The sequence below is a fragment of the Mesorhizobium ciceri biovar biserrulae genome (assembly GCF_001618845.1).
GTDB classification, from domain to species: Bacteria; Pseudomonadota; Alphaproteobacteria; order Rhizobiales; family Rhizobiaceae; genus Mesorhizobium; species Mesorhizobium ciceri.
In genome coordinates, this window is record NZ_CP015064.1 from 5,392,501 (window position 1) to 5,407,434 (window position 14,934).

11 protein-coding genes (1 of these 11 only partly in view) are annotated in these 14,934 nt (G+C 63.7%); 2 read left to right on the forward strand and 9 right to left on the reverse strand.

The window, feature by feature from the left end:
- Window positions 1-879, forward strand: partial view of a M23 family metallopeptidase gene (locus A4R29_RS25400; RefSeq protein WP_063173803.1) — the 3' portion only. 1,083 nt of this gene lie to the left of the window's left edge; the window shows 879 of its 1,962 coding nt (coding positions 1,084-1,962); its start codon lies beyond the left edge, outside the window; the stop codon is at window positions 877-879.
- Between the two features lie 6 nt (window positions 880-885).
- Here the strand turns inward: A4R29_RS25400 and A4R29_RS25405 are convergent, their stop codons facing one another.
- Entirely contained in the window at window positions 886-2,445 is a 1,560-nt protein-coding gene (locus A4R29_RS25405) for an MFS transporter (protein WP_063173134.1), read from the reverse strand.
- 151 nt (window positions 2,446-2,596) lie between these two features.
- Here A4R29_RS25405 and A4R29_RS25410 point away from each other — a divergent pair, with 151 nt between their 5' ends.
- Window positions 2,597-3,229: a TMEM175 family protein gene (locus A4R29_RS25410; protein WP_063169065.1), complete on the forward strand. Its 633-nt coding sequence runs from the start codon at window positions 2,597-2,599 to the stop codon at window positions 3,227-3,229.
- On the opposite strand, the gene A4R29_RS25415 is transcribed toward A4R29_RS25410, so the two are convergent.
- The 8 genes from A4R29_RS25415 to A4R29_RS25450 all read right to left on the reverse strand — a co-directional run bounded on the left by A4R29_RS25415 (window position 3,203) and on the right by A4R29_RS25450 (window position 14,920).
- Window positions 3,203-4,708 carry a L,D-transpeptidase family protein gene (locus A4R29_RS25415; RefSeq protein ID WP_063173135.1) on the reverse strand — a complete coding sequence of 502 codons (1,506 nt, stop codon included), beginning with the start codon at window positions 4,706-4,708 and terminating at the stop codon, window positions 3,203-3,205. The genes A4R29_RS25410 and A4R29_RS25415 overlap by 27 nt on opposite strands.
- A gap of 150 nt (window positions 4,709-4,858) precedes the next feature.
- Window positions 4,859-5,224, reverse strand: a complete 366-nt coding sequence (locus A4R29_RS25420; RefSeq protein WP_013529465.1) for an MmcQ/YjbR family DNA-binding protein — start codon at window positions 5,222-5,224, stop codon at window positions 4,859-4,861.
- Between the two features lie 59 nt (window positions 5,225-5,283).
- Entirely contained in the window at window positions 5,284-7,890 is a 2,607-nt protein-coding gene (gene clpB / locus A4R29_RS25425; RefSeq protein WP_013529464.1) for an ATP-dependent chaperone ClpB, read from the reverse strand.
- 219 nt (window positions 7,891-8,109) lie between these two features.
- Window positions 8,110-9,054 (reverse strand): DUF4167 domain-containing protein, encoded by a 945-nt coding sequence (locus A4R29_RS25430; protein ID WP_063173136.1) that lies wholly within the window; start codon window positions 9,052-9,054, stop codon window positions 8,110-8,112.
- Window positions 9,055-9,357: 303 nt separating this feature from the next.
- Window positions 9,358-10,230, reverse strand: a complete 873-nt coding sequence (prmC, locus tag A4R29_RS25435; RefSeq protein WP_027163520.1) for a peptide chain release factor N(5)-glutamine methyltransferase — start codon at window positions 10,228-10,230, stop codon at window positions 9,358-9,360.
- The gene (gene prfA, locus A4R29_RS25440) at window positions 10,223-11,302 is read right to left on the reverse strand and encodes a peptide chain release factor 1 (RefSeq protein WP_013529461.1); all 1,080 of its coding nucleotides are present in this window, start codon (window positions 11,300-11,302) and stop codon (window positions 10,223-10,225) included. The genes prmC and prfA overlap by 8 nt, the downstream gene beginning before the upstream one ends.
- 10 nt (window positions 11,303-11,312) lie before the next feature.
- A complete protein-coding gene (ptsP, locus tag A4R29_RS25445) occupies window positions 11,313-13,583 on the reverse strand; it encodes a phosphoenolpyruvate--protein phosphotransferase (RefSeq protein WP_063173137.1) in 2,271 nt (756 codons plus the stop codon).
- A gap of 83 nt (window positions 13,584-13,666) precedes the next feature.
- Complete coding sequence (locus A4R29_RS25450) at window positions 13,667-14,920, reverse strand: aspartate kinase (protein WP_013529459.1); 1,254 nt, start codon at window positions 14,918-14,920, stop codon at window positions 13,667-13,669.
- Window positions 14,921-14,934: the final 14 nt, after the last annotated feature.

The window sequence follows — 14,934 nt, forward strand, 5'->3', positions numbered from 1 at the left end:
AACCCCGAATTGCTGACGGCCTTCGATGATTCGTCGGCGCCGGTGGTGGTGCGCGGCAACCTGCCCAACGTCTATGACGGCATCTACCGCGCCGCCTACTCCTACGGCATGTCCAAGGCGATGACGCAGCGGTTGATCAAGCTGCTGGCGTCCGATGTCGACTTCCAGTCTCGCCTCAGCCCCGCCGACCGCATCGAAGTCCTGTTCTCGCAGCCCGACGGCGACGATCAGACCTCGGACAGCTCCGAGCTTCTCTACGTCTCGGCGACGTTCGGCGGCCAGACCCGCAACTTCTACCGCTTCCAGATGCAGGACGGCGGCACCGACTATTTCGATGAGGACGGTTCGAGCGCCGAGCAGTTCCTGTTGCGCAATCCCTTGCCCGCCGGGAAATTCCGCTCCGGGTTCGGCGCCCGCAGGCATCCGATCCTCGGCTATGTCCGCATGCACACCGGCGTCGACTGGGCAGCCCCCATCGGCACGCCGATCATCGCCGCCGGCAACGGCACGGTCGAGAAGGTCGGCTGGGCCGGCGGTTACGGCAAGCAGATCATCATCCGCCACGCCAATGGCTACGAAACCTCATACAATCACCAGAGCGCCTTTGCCAAAGGCATCGAACCGGGCGTGCACGTCCGCCAGGGCCAGACCATCGGCTTCCTCGGCCAAACCGGCCTCGCCACCGGCCCGCATCTTCACTACGAGCTGATCGTCAACGGCACCAAGGTCGATCCGATGCGTGTCCGCCTGCCGGTCGGCAAGGTGCTGAAGGGCGATGACCTCGTCGCCTTCAAGCGCGAACGCGAACGCATCGACGAACTGTTGAAGCAGGAAGACAGCGATTCGCTGAAGGTTGCGAGCGCCAAGATCGACGGTTGATCGGCTTCAGCCTGGCGTATCTTCGGCCCGTCGCGGCCATGGCAATCGATCACCGGGAATGGTCGTCCAGGCGATGACAGCCGCAAGCAGGCAAAGCAGCGCGGTCACCGAAGAAACCGCGGCAAACGCGGCGTCGCTGGCGGCGAGCCTTGTCGCATCGATGGCCGGGGCAAGCCCGGCTGGCGCCGGTTCACCAAATCCCGGGATGCCGGACGTTGCGCTCGCGTCCAGTGCATTCGCGTAGACCCACGCGGCAAGCGAGCCCATCGCCGCCACCGCGATCAGACCGCCGATGCGTGAGACGGCATTGTTGATGCCGGAGGCCGCCCCCGTGTCCTTGTCCTCCACCGCCGTCATGATCGCGGTCGACAAGGGCGACACGACCAGAGCCATGCCGAGCCCCATCAGCCCCATCAGCGGAAATGTTCCCGTCCAGAAATTGTGGATGCCGGCGTAGGTGAGCAAGGCCAGCCCGGCAAACGCAAAAGCCACGACCAGGCTGCCGCAGGCGATCGGAAAACGCGGTCCGATCCGGTCCGACAGCTTGCCGACAGGTCCCGACAAAAGCGCGATCGATGCCGACAAGGGCAGGAAGATGAAGCCGACCTCGGCCGTGCTCAGCCCCCAGCCGGCGATCAGCAGCATTGGCAGATAGAAAAGGTTGGCCGACAGCGCAAAATAGAGGAAGAACGTCGCCACATTGGCGCCGGCGAAAGCACCGACGCGAAACAGGCTGAGGTCGATCATCGGCTCGCCCTGCCGAAGCTCGAAGACGATGAAGACAGCCAGCAATACGACGCCGGCGGCAATGCTCGGCCCTGCCATGAGGCCCTCGCCGCTGGCGCTCATCGAGGTCAGCCCATAGGCAAGCGCACCGAAAGCCAATGTCGCGAGCGCTGCACCGCCGAGATCCAGGCTGCGTTTCTCCGTCGGCGCATCGGCCGGAACCTTGGCCAGCAGAAGCCAGATCGAAATCAAGCCCAGCGGCAGGTTGATGGCGAAGATCGCCCGCCAGATGCCGTCACCGAAGGCCGACAGCACGAAGCCGCCGAACACCGGGCCAAGTGCCGTGGTCAGCGCCGAAGCCGCCGCCCAGATGCCGATCGCGCGGCCGCGTTCTTTCTTCGGGTAGGCCTTGGCGATGATGGCGAGGCTGCCAGGCACCATGATTGCCGCACCGATGCCCTGCAACGCGCGAAATGCGATCAGCACAATTGCATTCGGCGCCAGCGCACAGGCAAGCGAAGCGAGGATGAACAGCGCAATGCCGGCCACGAAGGCGCGGCGCAGACCGAATCGGTCGCCGGCAGCGCCCCCGGCCAGGATCAGCGCCGAGAGCGTCAAGGCATAGGCATTGGAAATCCACTGCGCCTCGGCAAGGCTTGCGCCGAGATTGACGCGGATCGCTGGTGTAGCGATGGCCAGGATGGAGCCGTCTATGAAGCCAAGCGCCGAGGCCAGAATTGCCGCGACCAGCACAAATCGTCGCCGCGACTGCGGACAAAACGTTCCATTCGTGACCGGATTGGTCAGCGGGACGGCGGCGGCTTCACTTGGTGAATGCATGAAACCTTGCTTAAACCCCTGGCGCACCGGCAACAACCAGCCAGTGGCTTGCTGTCGCTGAAACCAGCCGTTTGGCCAGGGTCGCACCCTGTCAGATGCAAATGGCGGCAACCATGCTAGGTTTCCGGAAGGTGCCGATGGGGAAACATCGATGAAGCGGCCACTTGAAGCATCGGCTGAGGGACGCGGCCGTATCGTCGGGATCACCGATGGCGTATTCGCCATCGCGCTCACCCTGATCGTTCTCGAAATCAGGGTGCCGGCGCACGAGGCGATCCATTCCGAACGCGAGCTGCTCGCTGCGATCGCCGCCCTGGCGCCGCGTTTCCTGACCTACGCCTTGAGCTTCCTGACGCTGACCATCTTCTGGTTTGGCCAGCAGGCGCAGCATGGTCTGATCGCCAAATCCGATCGACGGCTTGCCACGCTGAACCTTTGCTTTCTCGCCTTCATCGCCTTGCTGCCCTTCTCGACCGATCTTCTGGCCGACTTCCTCGAGTTCAGAACCGCGGTGCTGGTCTACTGGCTCAATCTGCTGGCGCTCGGCGTCACGCTGTTCGCGAGCTGGCGTTATGCGGAGAAAAGCGGCTTCGTAGCAGAGGATGTCGATGCGGAAACCAAACGCACGGTCTATCTGCGCATCATCAAGGCACAGATCCTGTGGGCGGTCGGCGCCGCACTCTCGCTTGTCAGTCCCTTGCTCGGCGTCGGCTTCATCCTGGTCGTGCAGTTGGTCTATGCCGCCGCGCTTCGCGGTTCACTGCTGCGCAAGGTTATCGGCTGAGGGCCCGCCGACAAACTCCACCGTCACGCCCGGCGAAACCAATTTGGCCAGCTCCCGCGCATCCCAGTTGGTCAGGCGTACGCAGCCATGGCTCTCGGTCTTGCCGATCTTCGACGGATCGGGCGTGCCGTGGATGCCGTAGGTCGGCTTATCCAGGGCGATCCAGACCGAACCGACGGGACCGTTCGGGCCCGGCGGAATGGTCAGGACCTTGTCGTTTTGACCCTGCTTGAAATTGATGCTGGGATTGTAGGTGTAGTTCGGATCGAGCGCCACGCGCGACACCGTGTGTATGCCGGACGGTGACGGCGTATCCGACGAGCCGATGGTTGCGGGATAGGCCGCGACCAGTTTGCCGCCGGCGTCATAGGCGAAAACCTCTTTCTTGTCCTTGTCGGCGACGATACGCGCCACCGGCGTCGAAACCAGCCTGCCGAAATTGGCGACCTTGATGATCGTGCCGGGACGATTGAAATCGACCTCCGGGTTGAGCGCCTTGAGATAATTCTCGTCCATGTGAAAGCGCTCCGCGAGCGCCTCGGTCACCGACGTATAACCCATGCGGTCGAGTTGCGCCTTCTGGCTGTAGTCTTCCGGGATCGACGCGACATAGGGACCGGCCGCGTCCTCCGCTGTGATCGTGTAATTGGCGAAGGCATCGCCGCCGGATTGCGCAAGTGCCGCCTGGATGGCGACCGCGTCGGTCGATCGCAGATTGGCGCCGGTGATCTGGTTGTAGGCGGCGAGCGCCTTGTCGACATTCGAACCGAAACGCCCGTCGATGACGCCAGGCGAAGCGCCACCCCGGTCGAGCAGCACCTGAAGGGCGGCGACATCCTGGCGCGCTCCCAGCGAAAGTGCCGGGGCAACGGTGGTCTTGTCGCCGGCCTTTGGCGGCAGAGCCGCCTGATCGGCGGGTGTCGTCGGCTGGGCAGGGTCTATCGCGGCCTCGTTCAGCGGCTGGCGCTTGATTGTACCCGGCTTAGCCGGCTGCGGCGCGTCGGGATAATTGTCGTCGTAATTGCCATCGTCCTGCGGCGCCGGCGGGTAGGCTTCGGCGGAATTGTCCCCATAGGGATCGTACTCATCCGCCGGCGGCGGGATAACGCGGCCTTCCTCTTCCAACTGCTTGCGCCGGAACCGCGCCATGTCTTCCGGATCGTCGAGATAGTAGCGGTCGTCGCCTTCGGGGGCGCGGCCCAGTTCGCGCAGTCGTGTCTCGCGGCGCGAGGCGCGGCGATCGAGCCGGGTCTGCGGCGGCTGGATGGCGATGACCTTGCCAGTATCGGCATCGACGATCACGCGGTTGCCTCTGGCGTCGTAGTAGATGTCGAGATTGCCGTCCTGGGCGACAAGGATGCCCCCGGTATCGGCAGCGCGGACAACCCTTGGCGCATTGTCCGTCGTCGGCGCGGCGAACGCCCCGGAAGACACAAGCCCGGCGGCTAGCGCCGAGAGGGCAAAGATCGTGCGGAACATGGTGGCCAAATTCTCCGGTCCGTAAATTTGCCGCCGCCGGCATTGTCTTCTGGCGAACCCCTTCGCCAGCAAACCAGTTACACCATCCTATGGTTCCAACATGAACCGGGCATGAAGATGGCGGTTTTCCGGCGCCTCAAGGAATATAGGCTAGCTTTCGGCAAGTCCCAATTCCTTGCGCGCCTGCCTGGTAAGCTTCAGGGCGACAAGGCGATGGCTCTCGCGCAGATAGTCCTTCAGCGCGGCATCATCCATGCTCTGGCTTGTCCGACGCTGGATCCATGTCATGCCGCGCGAGGCAAGATAGGGTGCAGGCCGTAGCCCCGGCTGTTCCTTGAGCACATCATAGGCGATATCGGAACATTTGAAGGTGACGAAGAGCTGCTGGCCATCGTCCCAGCCGCCGATCGCGAAGACCTTGGCCCCCACCTTCCAAACATGGGCGCCACCCCACTGGACGACATGGGTCGTCGAAGGCAGCGAGTCGCAGAAGCTGTTGTAGTCGTCCAGTGTCATCCCCGCCCCACGTTTTATATGAAAACGCCGCGCGTCCAGGAAGGACGCGCGGCGCAGGATCAGGCTGCCGCTTCCGCCGCGACGATCGTCGGTTTGGAGCGGAAATTCAGCCGGTCGGAACCGGCTGTCACCTTGACGGTCGAGCCGTCGAGGATGTCGCCGAGCAGGATCTTCTCCGCCAGTGGGTCCTGCAATTCCTTCTGCATCACCCGCTTCAGCGGCCGCGCGCCATAGGCCGGGTCGTAGCCCTTGGCCGCCAGCCAATCCACCGCCTCCTGGTCCAGCGATAGCGTGATCTTGCGGTCGACAAGCAGGCTCTCGAGCCGCTTGAGCTGGATCTCGACGATGCGGCCCATATCCTGCCGGCGCAGCCGGTGGAACAGGATCACCTCATCGACGCGGTTGAGGAACTCCGGCCGGAACGATGCCCTGACGACGTTCATCACCTCGTCGCGCACCAGATCGACATCCTGGTCCTCGGTGAGGTTGACGAGATATTCGGCGCCGAGGTTCGACGTCATGATGATCAGCGTGTTGCGGAAGTCGACCGTGCGGCCCTGGCCGTCGGTCAGGCGGCCGTCGTCGAGCACCTGCAAAAGCACGTTGAACACATCCGGATGCGCCTTCTCGATCTCGTCGAACAGCACGACCTGATAGGGCCGGCGCCGCACCGCTTCGGTCAGCGCGCCGCCTTCCTCATAGCCGACATAGCCGGGAGGCGCGCCGATCAGCCGGGCGACCGAGTGCTTTTCCATGAACTCCGACATATCGATGCGCACCATGGCGCTCTCGTCGTCGAACAGGAAGCTCGCCAGCGCCTTGGTCAACTCGGTCTTGCCGACACCCGTCGGTCCGAGGAACATGAACGAGCCGATCGGCCGGTTCGGATCCTGCAGGCCCGCGCGGGCGCGGCGCACCGCTTTCGACACAGCTTGCACCGCCTCGCCCTGGCCAACGACGCGCTTGCCGATCTCGTCTTCCATGCGCAGCAGCTTGTCGCGCTCGCCCTGCAGCATCTTGTCGACCGGAATGCCGGTCCAGCGCGAGACGATATGGGCGACGTGGTCGGGGGTAACCACCTCTTCGACCATGCCGGCTTTGCCGTCCTGGGCCTCGGCCTCCTTCAGCTTCTTTTCCAGTTCCGGAATCTTGCCATAGGCAAGCTCGCCGGCGCGCTGGAATTCACCCTTGCGCTGGGCAATGGCAAGGTCGTTGCGCGCCTCGTCGAGCTGCTTCTTCAGGTCGGCGGCGAGCCCGAGCTTCTGCTTCTCGGCCTGCCACTTGGCGGTGATCTCGGTCGATTCCTCCTCAAGGCCGACGAGTTCCTTTTCCAGGCGGGCGAGCCGGTCCTTCGAAGCATCGTCCGTCTCGACCTTCAGCGCCTCGCGCTCGATCTTGAGCTGCATGATGCGGCGATCGATCTCGTCCAGCGCCTCGGGCTTGGAATCGACCTGCATGCGCAGCCGCGATGCGGCTTCGTCGACCAGGTCGATCGCCTTGTCCGGCAGGAAGCGATCGGCGATGTAGCGGTTGGACAGCGTCGCCGCCGCCACCAGCGCTGAATCCGAAATGCGCACCTTGTGGTGCTGCTCGTATTTCTCCTTCAGGCCGCGCAGGATCGAAACGGTGTCTTCCACCGTCGGCTCGTCGACGAAAACCGGCTGGAAGCGCCGGGCAAGGGCTGCATCCTTCTCGACATGCTTGCGATACTCGTCGAGCGTGGTGGCGCCGACGCAGTGCAGTTCGCCGCGCGCCAACGCCGGCTTCAACAGGTTGGATGCATCCATGGCGCCATCCGCCTTGCCGGCGCCGACCAGCGTGTGCATCTCGTCGATGAACAGGATGATGTTGCCGCTGGCCGAGGTGACTTCGGAGAGCACGGCCTTCAGCCGCTCCTCGAACTCGCCGCGATATTTGGCGCCGGCAATCAGCGCGCCCATGTCGAGCGCCATCAGCTGCTTGTCCTTCAGCGATTCCGGTACGTCGCCATTGACGATGCGCAGTGCCAGACCTTCGGCGATCGCCGTCTTGCCGACGCCGGGTTCGCCGATCAGCACCGGATTGTTCTTGGTGCGGCGCGACAGCACCTGGATGGTGCGGCGGATCTCGTCGTCACGGCCGATCACGGGGTCCAGCTTGCCGGCACGGGCATCCGCGGTCAGGTCGCGCGCGTATTTCTTCAGCGCGTCGTAGCCCTGTTCGGCACTCGCCGAATCGGCGGTGCGGCCCTTGCGGACATCGTTGATGACCTGGTTGAGCGCCTGCGCGGTGACGCCGGCCTTGGCCAATATGTCGGCGGTCTTGGCCGACTTTTCCATGGCGAGCGCCTGCAAGAGCCGCTCGACCGTGACAAAACTGTCGCCGGCTTTCTTGGCCAGTTCCTCGGCGGTCGAAAACACTTTCGCCAGCGGCTGGGCCAGATAGAGCTGGCCATTGCCGCCCTCGACCTTGGGCATCGCTTCGAGCGCCGTCTCGACGCCAAGCTTGACGTCGCGGACGTTGCCGCCGGCGCGTTCGATCAGCGACGCGGCCAGGCCCTCGTCGTCGTCGACGAGCACTTTCAGGATATGTTCAGGGGTGAATTGCTGGTGGTTGCGGGAAAGCGCCATGGTCTGCGCGGACTGGATAAAGCCGCGCACGCGCTCTGAGTATTTCTCAAGGTTCATATCTGTCTCCTTCCATCACCGGCCCGCTTTGCGGCACCGGATCCGATTGCGGTGACGGACCCGCTCATTCGAGCCGGGTCCAGTTGAGGCTGATATGGTGCACAGGCCCTGAACCCTCAAGACGTCCCGATATCGGCAACCACATAATATTGCACGGCCGCCCAAACGAAAACGGCGGAGATTTCTCTCCGCCGCTCAATGCCTTGAAATGCCGTTGGGTCAGTTGTCGATATCGACATTGACCGGTTGGGCGTTGCCGCTGTCGGCCGGGGCCGCAGCCACCTCGCCGGCGTCGGTCCCGGAACTGGCATTGTCACTACCGCCATCAACCTGATCGGCGTTGACGCGCGGGCGGCGCGGACGACGCGGACGACGGGCTGCACCGCTTTCGGCGGCCGCCTCGTTGAGTTCGGCCTGGGCGGCAAGACCTGCCGGGGAAAGGTTCTCGAACGACGGAGCCGGTTCGGCCGGCGTCACAGATTCGGCCGGCGAAACGGCTTCGCCCTGGATCGGGGTCTCGTTGCCCTGGGGCTGACCACCTTGCTCGGCGGACGATGAAAAGTCGCGCTGGCCGTTCTGGCCATAGCCGCCATTGGGGCGGCGATCACGATGGCGCCCGCCATTGTTGTCGCGGCCGCCATTGTTGCGCCCGCCATTGTTATCGCGGGCCTCGCGGCCACCTTCCCGGTTCAGCGCGACCTCGGCCGGCGTACCTTCGATAACCGGCTGCGGGCCGGCGCCATGGTTGACCACCGGGATCTGGACGTCGGAAGCAGCGTTGCTGTTGTTGCCGCTATTGTCGAAATCGTCGCGGTCCTCATCGCCGTCATCGTCGAAATCATCGCGATTCTGCTGCGTGTTCTGGATTGGCATCTGCGCCTGTGCGGCCGCGATGATGCGATTGTAATGCTCGGCGTGCTGGAGATAGTTCTCCGCCATGACCCGGTCGCCGGAGCTGTGTGAATCACGGGCAAGGGTGGCGTATTTTTCGGCGATCTGCTGAGCCGAACCGCGGATCTTCACGTCCGGGCCATTGCTCTCGTAGTTGCGCGTCAGGGGATTAGGCCCCTTGCGGTTGTTGTTGTTATTGTTGTTATTGTTACCACCGCCGCCGCCATTGTTGTTGCGACCGCGCATGCGCCTGTTCTGCTGTTGTGGCCTCATCAAACTCTCTTCATTTTGAAATTTTCGAAAAACTCTTCACGAACGGAGGCGCTCATGCAGCCAGCCGTTTCGTCTCTTCACCGGCGTTCGCCCGCATCGATTGCGTTGGCGCCACGTGTCATCCTGTTCCGGTTACATCACTTGCCGGACGATTCCCGCACGAAGCTTGGGCATCGTTTGCGCAAGAAGGCAGCTATTTCCAAGGAAAACCGAATCGCTAAGAGCACTGCCTGCTTCGTCTCATCCGGTTAAGGCGACCCTAGCCGCATTCCCCGGCATTGCCAAGCGCTTTTTTGCACTGCGTCAAGGCTTTATCCTTTCAAAGACAATAACCCTGTCGTTTCCACCGAGGTCACGGAAAACACTGCCCGGCACGTAGCCGGCTGCAGTGAATATCTCGCAGACCTCGTTGCGTTGCGTATGGCCGATCTCGACCGCAATTCTGCCTTCAATTTCCAAAAACCTTGCCGCTTCCGCAGCGATGGTTCTGTAGGGGTTCAGACCGTCCGCGCCGCCATCCAGGGCTAGGCGCGGGTCGAAATTGCGGACTTCGTCCTGCAGATTTCCAATGTCTTCGGAGGATATATAGGGAGGGTTTGCGACAATTACATGGTACCGGCCGGAAACTTTTTCGAACCAGTCCGACTGCAGCGCCGTGAACCGGCCCGCAAGGCCCAGTTGCCCGGCATTGCGGGCCGCCGTCGCCAGCGCACCCGCGGACAGATCGACGCCGGTGGCATTAGCCGTCGGCACGACGCTGAGCAGCGCCAGCGCAATGGCGCCGGTGCCGGTGCCAAGATCGAGGATGCGACACTCGCCTTCCTGCGTCGCAACCGCCTTGACGAAGGGCAATATCGCCTCGACCAGCGTTTCGGTATCCGGCCGCGGTTCCAGCGTTTCCGGCGACAGCGACAGGCGCAAACCGTAGAATTCACGATAGCCGAGGATGCGATGCACAGGTTCGCCGCCGGCGCGGCGTCTCAAGGCGGCATCGATTTCGGCAACAGCGCCGGCGCCGACCCTGCGTTCGGGGTCCGCAATGGCTTGCGTGCGCGTCGTGCCCGAGAAATGCTCGACGATCAGCCTCGCATCGAGCGCCGGGTCGTCGACGGTGCTGCCGAGCCGAGCCCGCGCTTCCCGCAGCAGCGGCCCGAGCGCGTTGGGCAGGTCAGTCATCGATGCCGATGTCGGCGAGCAGCTTGGACTGATGATCGGCGATCAGCGCGTTGATGATCTCGTCGAGTTCGCCCATCATCACCCGGTCGAGCTTGTAGAGCGTCAAATTGATGCGATGGTCGGTGACGCGCCCTTGCGGGAAATTATAGGTGCGGATGCGTTCCGAGCGGTCACCGGAGCCGACCTGTGACTTGCGCGATTCGGAGCGCTCCTCGTCAGCCTTGCCGCGTTCGAGATCATAGAGGCGGGCGCGCAGGATCTGCATCGCCTTGGCGCGGTTCTGGTGCTGCGATTTCTCAGCCTGCACGACCATGATGCCGGTCGGCAGATGGGTGATGCGGACGGCCGAATCGGTGGTGTTGACGTGCTGGCCGCCCGAACCCGAGGCGCGCATCGTGTCGATGCGGATGTCTTCGGCCCTGATGTCGATGTCGACCTCTTCGGCCTCGGGCAGCACCGCGACGGTTGCCGCCGACGTGTGGATGCGCCCGCTGGCCTCGGTCGCCGGCACGCGCTGCACGCGGTGCACGCCGGATTCGAATTTCAGATGCGCAAAGACGCCCTTGCCCGACACCGTGGCGATGATTTCCTTGTAGCCGCCGGCATCGCCATCGCTGGCCGAGGCGGTCTCGAAACGCCAGCCGCGTTCGGCGGCGTAGCGTTCGTACATGCGAAACAGGTCGCCGGCGAAAAGCGCGGCCTCATCGCCGCCGGTGCCGGCGCGGATTTCGAGAATGGCGTTCTTGTCGTCGGCGGCATCCCTGGGCAACAGCAGGATCTGAATGTCCTTCTGCAGCGCCTCGATGCGGTCCTCGACCCCTGGCAGCTCGGCCTCGGCCAGCGCCCGCATCTCGGCGTCGGTGCCCCTGTCGGCAAGCATGGCTTCGAGGTCGGCCTGTTCATGCTCGGCCGCGCGCAGCGCCCTGACCTTGGCCACCATGTCCTGGATTTCGGCATATTCGGACGCCATCCGCACATAGGCGTCCGGCGCCGGGCCGGCCGACATCTGCGCTTCGAGCATCTCGAAACGCTTGACGACTTGATCCATACGATCGCGGGGCAAATTGACCATGATGAGGCTGCTATAACGGGATCGAACGGTCGTCGGCAAAGGCCTGCAGCAGCGCCCGCATCGGCAGGCCCTGTGCCGGAGCCATCAGATTGTCGTCGAAAAACGCCTTCAATTCGTCCAGCGGCAGTTCCGTCAGCATCGCCTTGACCGGCCCGATCGAGGCCGGCGACATCGAGATCGAGCGGAAACCGAGTCCGATCAACGCCATCGCCGAGATCGGCTTGCCGGCGAGTTCGCCGCACAGCGTCACCGGCGTGTGATTGCGGACGCCGGCATCGGCGATCTGCTTGAGGACGCGCAAGAAGGGTGCCGACAGCGTGTCGAAGCGGTTGGCCAGTTGCGTGTTGCCGCGGTCGACGGCCATGACGAACTGGAACAGGTCGTTCGAACCGACCGAGACGAAATCGACCGCTTTCATCAATTCATCGAGTTGGAACAGCAGCGATGGCACTTCAAGCATCGCCCCCAGCTTCAGGCTGGTCGGCAAATGATGGGCAAAGCGCGACAAATGCCGCACCTCGCGGTCGATGATCTCGCGTGCCTGGGCGATCTCGCCGAGTTCGGTCACCATCGGCAGCATCAGCTTCAGCTCACGCCCGCCGCTGGCCTTGAGCAAAGCGCGTATCTGGGTGCGCAGCAGGCCCGGCCGGTCGAGCGTCAGGCGGATCGCCCGCCAGCCAAGCGCCGGGTTCTCTTCCTGGATCGCGCCCTTGAAATAGGGCAGCACCTTGTCGCCGCCAATGTCGATGGTGCGGAAGGTGACGGGCTTGCCGCGCGCCGCTTCGAGCACGTCGCGGTAGAGCTTTTCCTGGGCCTCGGCCCGGGGAAAGGTGGAAGCGACCATGAATTGCAATTCGGTGCGGAACAGACCGATGCCGGCCGCGCCCGCTTCGGCAAGCTGCGGCAGGTCGACGGCGAGACCGGCATTCATCAGCAAATCGACCTGTACACCATCCCTGGTCGTCGACGGCTTCTTGCGCAGTTCGCGGTAGACCTCTTGCCGGCGCGCCCTGAAACGCACTTTTTCGGCATAAGCGGCCTCGAGATCTGGCTGCGGCCGCAAATGGATCACGCCCTCCTCGCCGTCGACGATGATGGCATCGCCGTTTTCCGCCATGGAAACAGCGCCCTTCATCTGGCCGGCGACGGGGATGCCCATGGCACGCGCGACGATGACGACGTGGCTGGTCGCTGCACCGTCCTCGAGCACCAGCCCGCGCATCTTGTCGCGGGGATAATCGAGCAGTTCGGCAGCCCCCATCGAACGGGCGACGATGATGGCGTCCTTAGGCAGCGATGCCGCGACATCTTCCGGCCCGCGCCCCATCAGCTGGCGTAGCAGGCGGTTGGCGAGGTCGTCGAAATCGCTCATCCGCTCGCGCAGATAGGGATCGGTCATGTGCAGCATGCGGGCGCGCATGTCGCTCTGCACCTTTTCCACCGCGGCTTCCGCCGTCAGGCCGTTGCGGATCGCCTCTTCCAGCCGTCGCACCCAGCCGCGATCGTTGGCGAACATGCGATAGGCTTCCAGCACCTGGCGATGCTCGCCCTCGAAGGCGACGTCGCGGCGTTCCAGCATGTCGTCGATGGACAGCCTGAGCGAGCTGAGTGAGATCTCCAACCGGCGAACCTCTTCCTCGCTGTCCTCGTTGAACAGATTGGTGACGACGATGCGCGGCTCGTGCAGCACGACATGGCCAAGCCCGACACCTTCATTGAAGGACAGGCCGGTGAAGCTGACAGGACGGCGCAGATCGAGTTCGAGGCCGGGCCGGGTCAGCCGCGCCAGATCGCCGGTGGCGATCATCTCGGCGATCACCATCGCCGTGGTTTCCAGCGCCTCGACCTCGTCGTCGCGGTAGTGGCGCATGGTCTTGTTCTGCACCACCAGCACGCCCAGCGTGCGCCCTGCCCGCAGCACCGGCACGCCCAGGAACGAGTTGTAGATCTCTTCCCCGGTCTCCGGCAGGTAGGCGAAGGCAGGGTGTTCCTGCGCATTGGACAGGTTGAGCGGCCGCGCGCTGGCGGCAATGGTGCCGACCAGGCCTTGGCCCAGCCGCAACTGCGCCAAATGGACGGCGTTCGGGTTCAGACCTTCGGTGGCGTAGAGTTCGAGCACCGAATCGGCACGCAGCACATAGAGCGAGCAGACTTCCGCGACCATGTTGGAGGCGATGTCGCGCACAATCCGGTCAAGCCGCTCCTGCGGCTCCAGCGGCTCCTGCATGAGCTCGCGGAGCCGTTTGAGCAAAACGCGCGGGCCACTGGCCTGATCACGCATCGCGGCTTGTTCTCCAATGGGCATTCTGCCCGCCGCAGTTTCCACCGCGACCGGCGCACACGCAACAACTCAAATCGTTCTCGCTACTGCTTATCCAGACCGTAGACGGAATGCAAAGTACGAACCGCAAGTTCCGTATACGGGCCGTCGATCAGGATCGAAATCTTGATCTCCGAGGTCGTGATGGCGCGGATGTTGATCGATTTGTCGGCCAGCGCCTTGAAAGCGGTGGCGGCGACGCCGGCATGGCTCCTCATGCCGATGCCGATGACCGAAACCTTCGACATGCCGGCTTCCGACTGCACGACATCGTAGCCGATCGAGGCCTTGAGGCGTTCAAGCACGGCCAGCGCCTTGTCGACATCGCCCGACGGCACGGTAAAGGTCATGTCGGTGAACTTGCCGTCCTCGGAAATGTTCTGGACGATCATGTCGACATTGATGTTGGCCTCGGCCAGCGGCCCGAAGATGCCGGCGGCAACGCCCGGCCGGTCGCCGACCCGGCGCAGTGAAATCTGCGCTTCGTCCTTGGCGTAGGCAATTCCGGTGACGACCTGCTGTTCCACGATCTCTTCCTCGTCGCAAATGAGCGTTCCGGGCGGATTGAGCAAATCCCCCATTCCGGGCGCATCGGGATCGTCGAAGGACGACCGCACGAAGGTACGCACCCTGTGCACCATGGCAAGCTCGACCGAACGCACCTGCAGAACCTTGGCGCCGAGCGAGGCCATTTCAAGCATTTCCTCGAACGAGATCTTGGCCAGCCGCCGCGCCTTGGGCTCGATGCGTGGATCGGTGGTGTAGACCCCGTCGACATCGGTGTAGATGTCGCAGCGATCGGCTTTGACCGCCGCAGCGATGGCGACAGCACTGGTGTCGGAGCCGCCGCGGCCGAGCGTGGCAATACGATTGTCCGGGCCGATGCCCTGGAACCCGGCAATCACCGCCACCTGGCCCTCGCCGAAGCGCTTGATCAGGAACGCACCGTCAATGTCGAGGATGCGCGCCGCCCCATGCGCATTATCGGTCTTGATCGGGATCTGCCAGCCCTGCCAGGAGCGGGCGTGCACGCCCATGTTCTGCAAAGTGATGGCCAGCAGGCCGGCCGTGACCTGCTCGCCGGAAGCGACGACCGCATCATATTCGCGTGCGTCATGCATCGGCGAGGCCTCACGCGTCCAGCCGACCAGTTCGTTGGTCTTCCCGGCCATCGCCGAAACGACCACCGCCACCTCATGGCCGGCGTCGACCTCGCGTTTGACGTGACGCGCCACGTTGCGGATGCGGGCGATGTCGGCGACCGAGGTTCCGCCGAATTTCATCACGATGCGCGCCATGGGAGCGAAATGCC

What these genes read in the sequence shown, in the direction of transcription:
- A4R29_RS25405 (WP_063173134.1), bottom strand. Translation starts at nt 2,445, where the DNA reads ATGCATTCACCAAGTGAAGCCGCCGCCGTCCCGCTGACCAATCCGGTC.
- A4R29_RS25410 (WP_063169065.1), top strand. Translation starts at nt 2,597, where the DNA reads ATGAAGCGGCCACTTGAAGCATCGGCTGAGGGACGCGGCCGTATCGTC.
- A4R29_RS25415 (WP_063173135.1), bottom strand. Translation starts at nt 4,708, where the DNA reads ATGTTCCGCACGATCTTTGCCCTCTCGGCGCTAGCCGCCGGGCTTGTG.
- A4R29_RS25420 (WP_013529465.1), bottom strand. Translation starts at nt 5,224, where the DNA reads ATGACACTGGACGACTACAACAGCTTCTGCGACTCGCTGCCTTCGACG.
- clpB (WP_013529464.1), bottom strand. Translation starts at nt 7,890, where the DNA reads ATGAACCTTGAGAAATACTCAGAGCGCGTGCGCGGCTTTATCCAGTCC.
- A4R29_RS25430 (WP_063173136.1), bottom strand. Translation starts at nt 9,054, where the DNA reads ATGAGGCCACAACAGCAGAACAGGCGCATGCGCGGTCGCAACAACAAT.
- prmC (WP_027163520.1), bottom strand. Translation starts at nt 10,230, where the DNA reads ATGACTGACCTGCCCAACGCGCTCGGGCCGCTGCTGCGGGAAGCGCGG.
- prfA (WP_013529461.1), bottom strand. Translation starts at nt 11,302, where the DNA reads ATGGTCAATTTGCCCCGCGATCGTATGGATCAAGTCGTCAAGCGTTTC.
- ptsP (WP_063173137.1), bottom strand. Translation starts at nt 13,583, where the DNA reads ATGCGTGATCAGGCCAGTGGCCCGCGCGTTTTGCTCAAACGGCTCCGC.
- A4R29_RS25450 (WP_013529459.1), bottom strand. Translation starts at nt 14,920, where the DNA reads ATGGCGCGCATCGTGATGAAATTCGGCGGAACCTCGGTCGCCGACATC.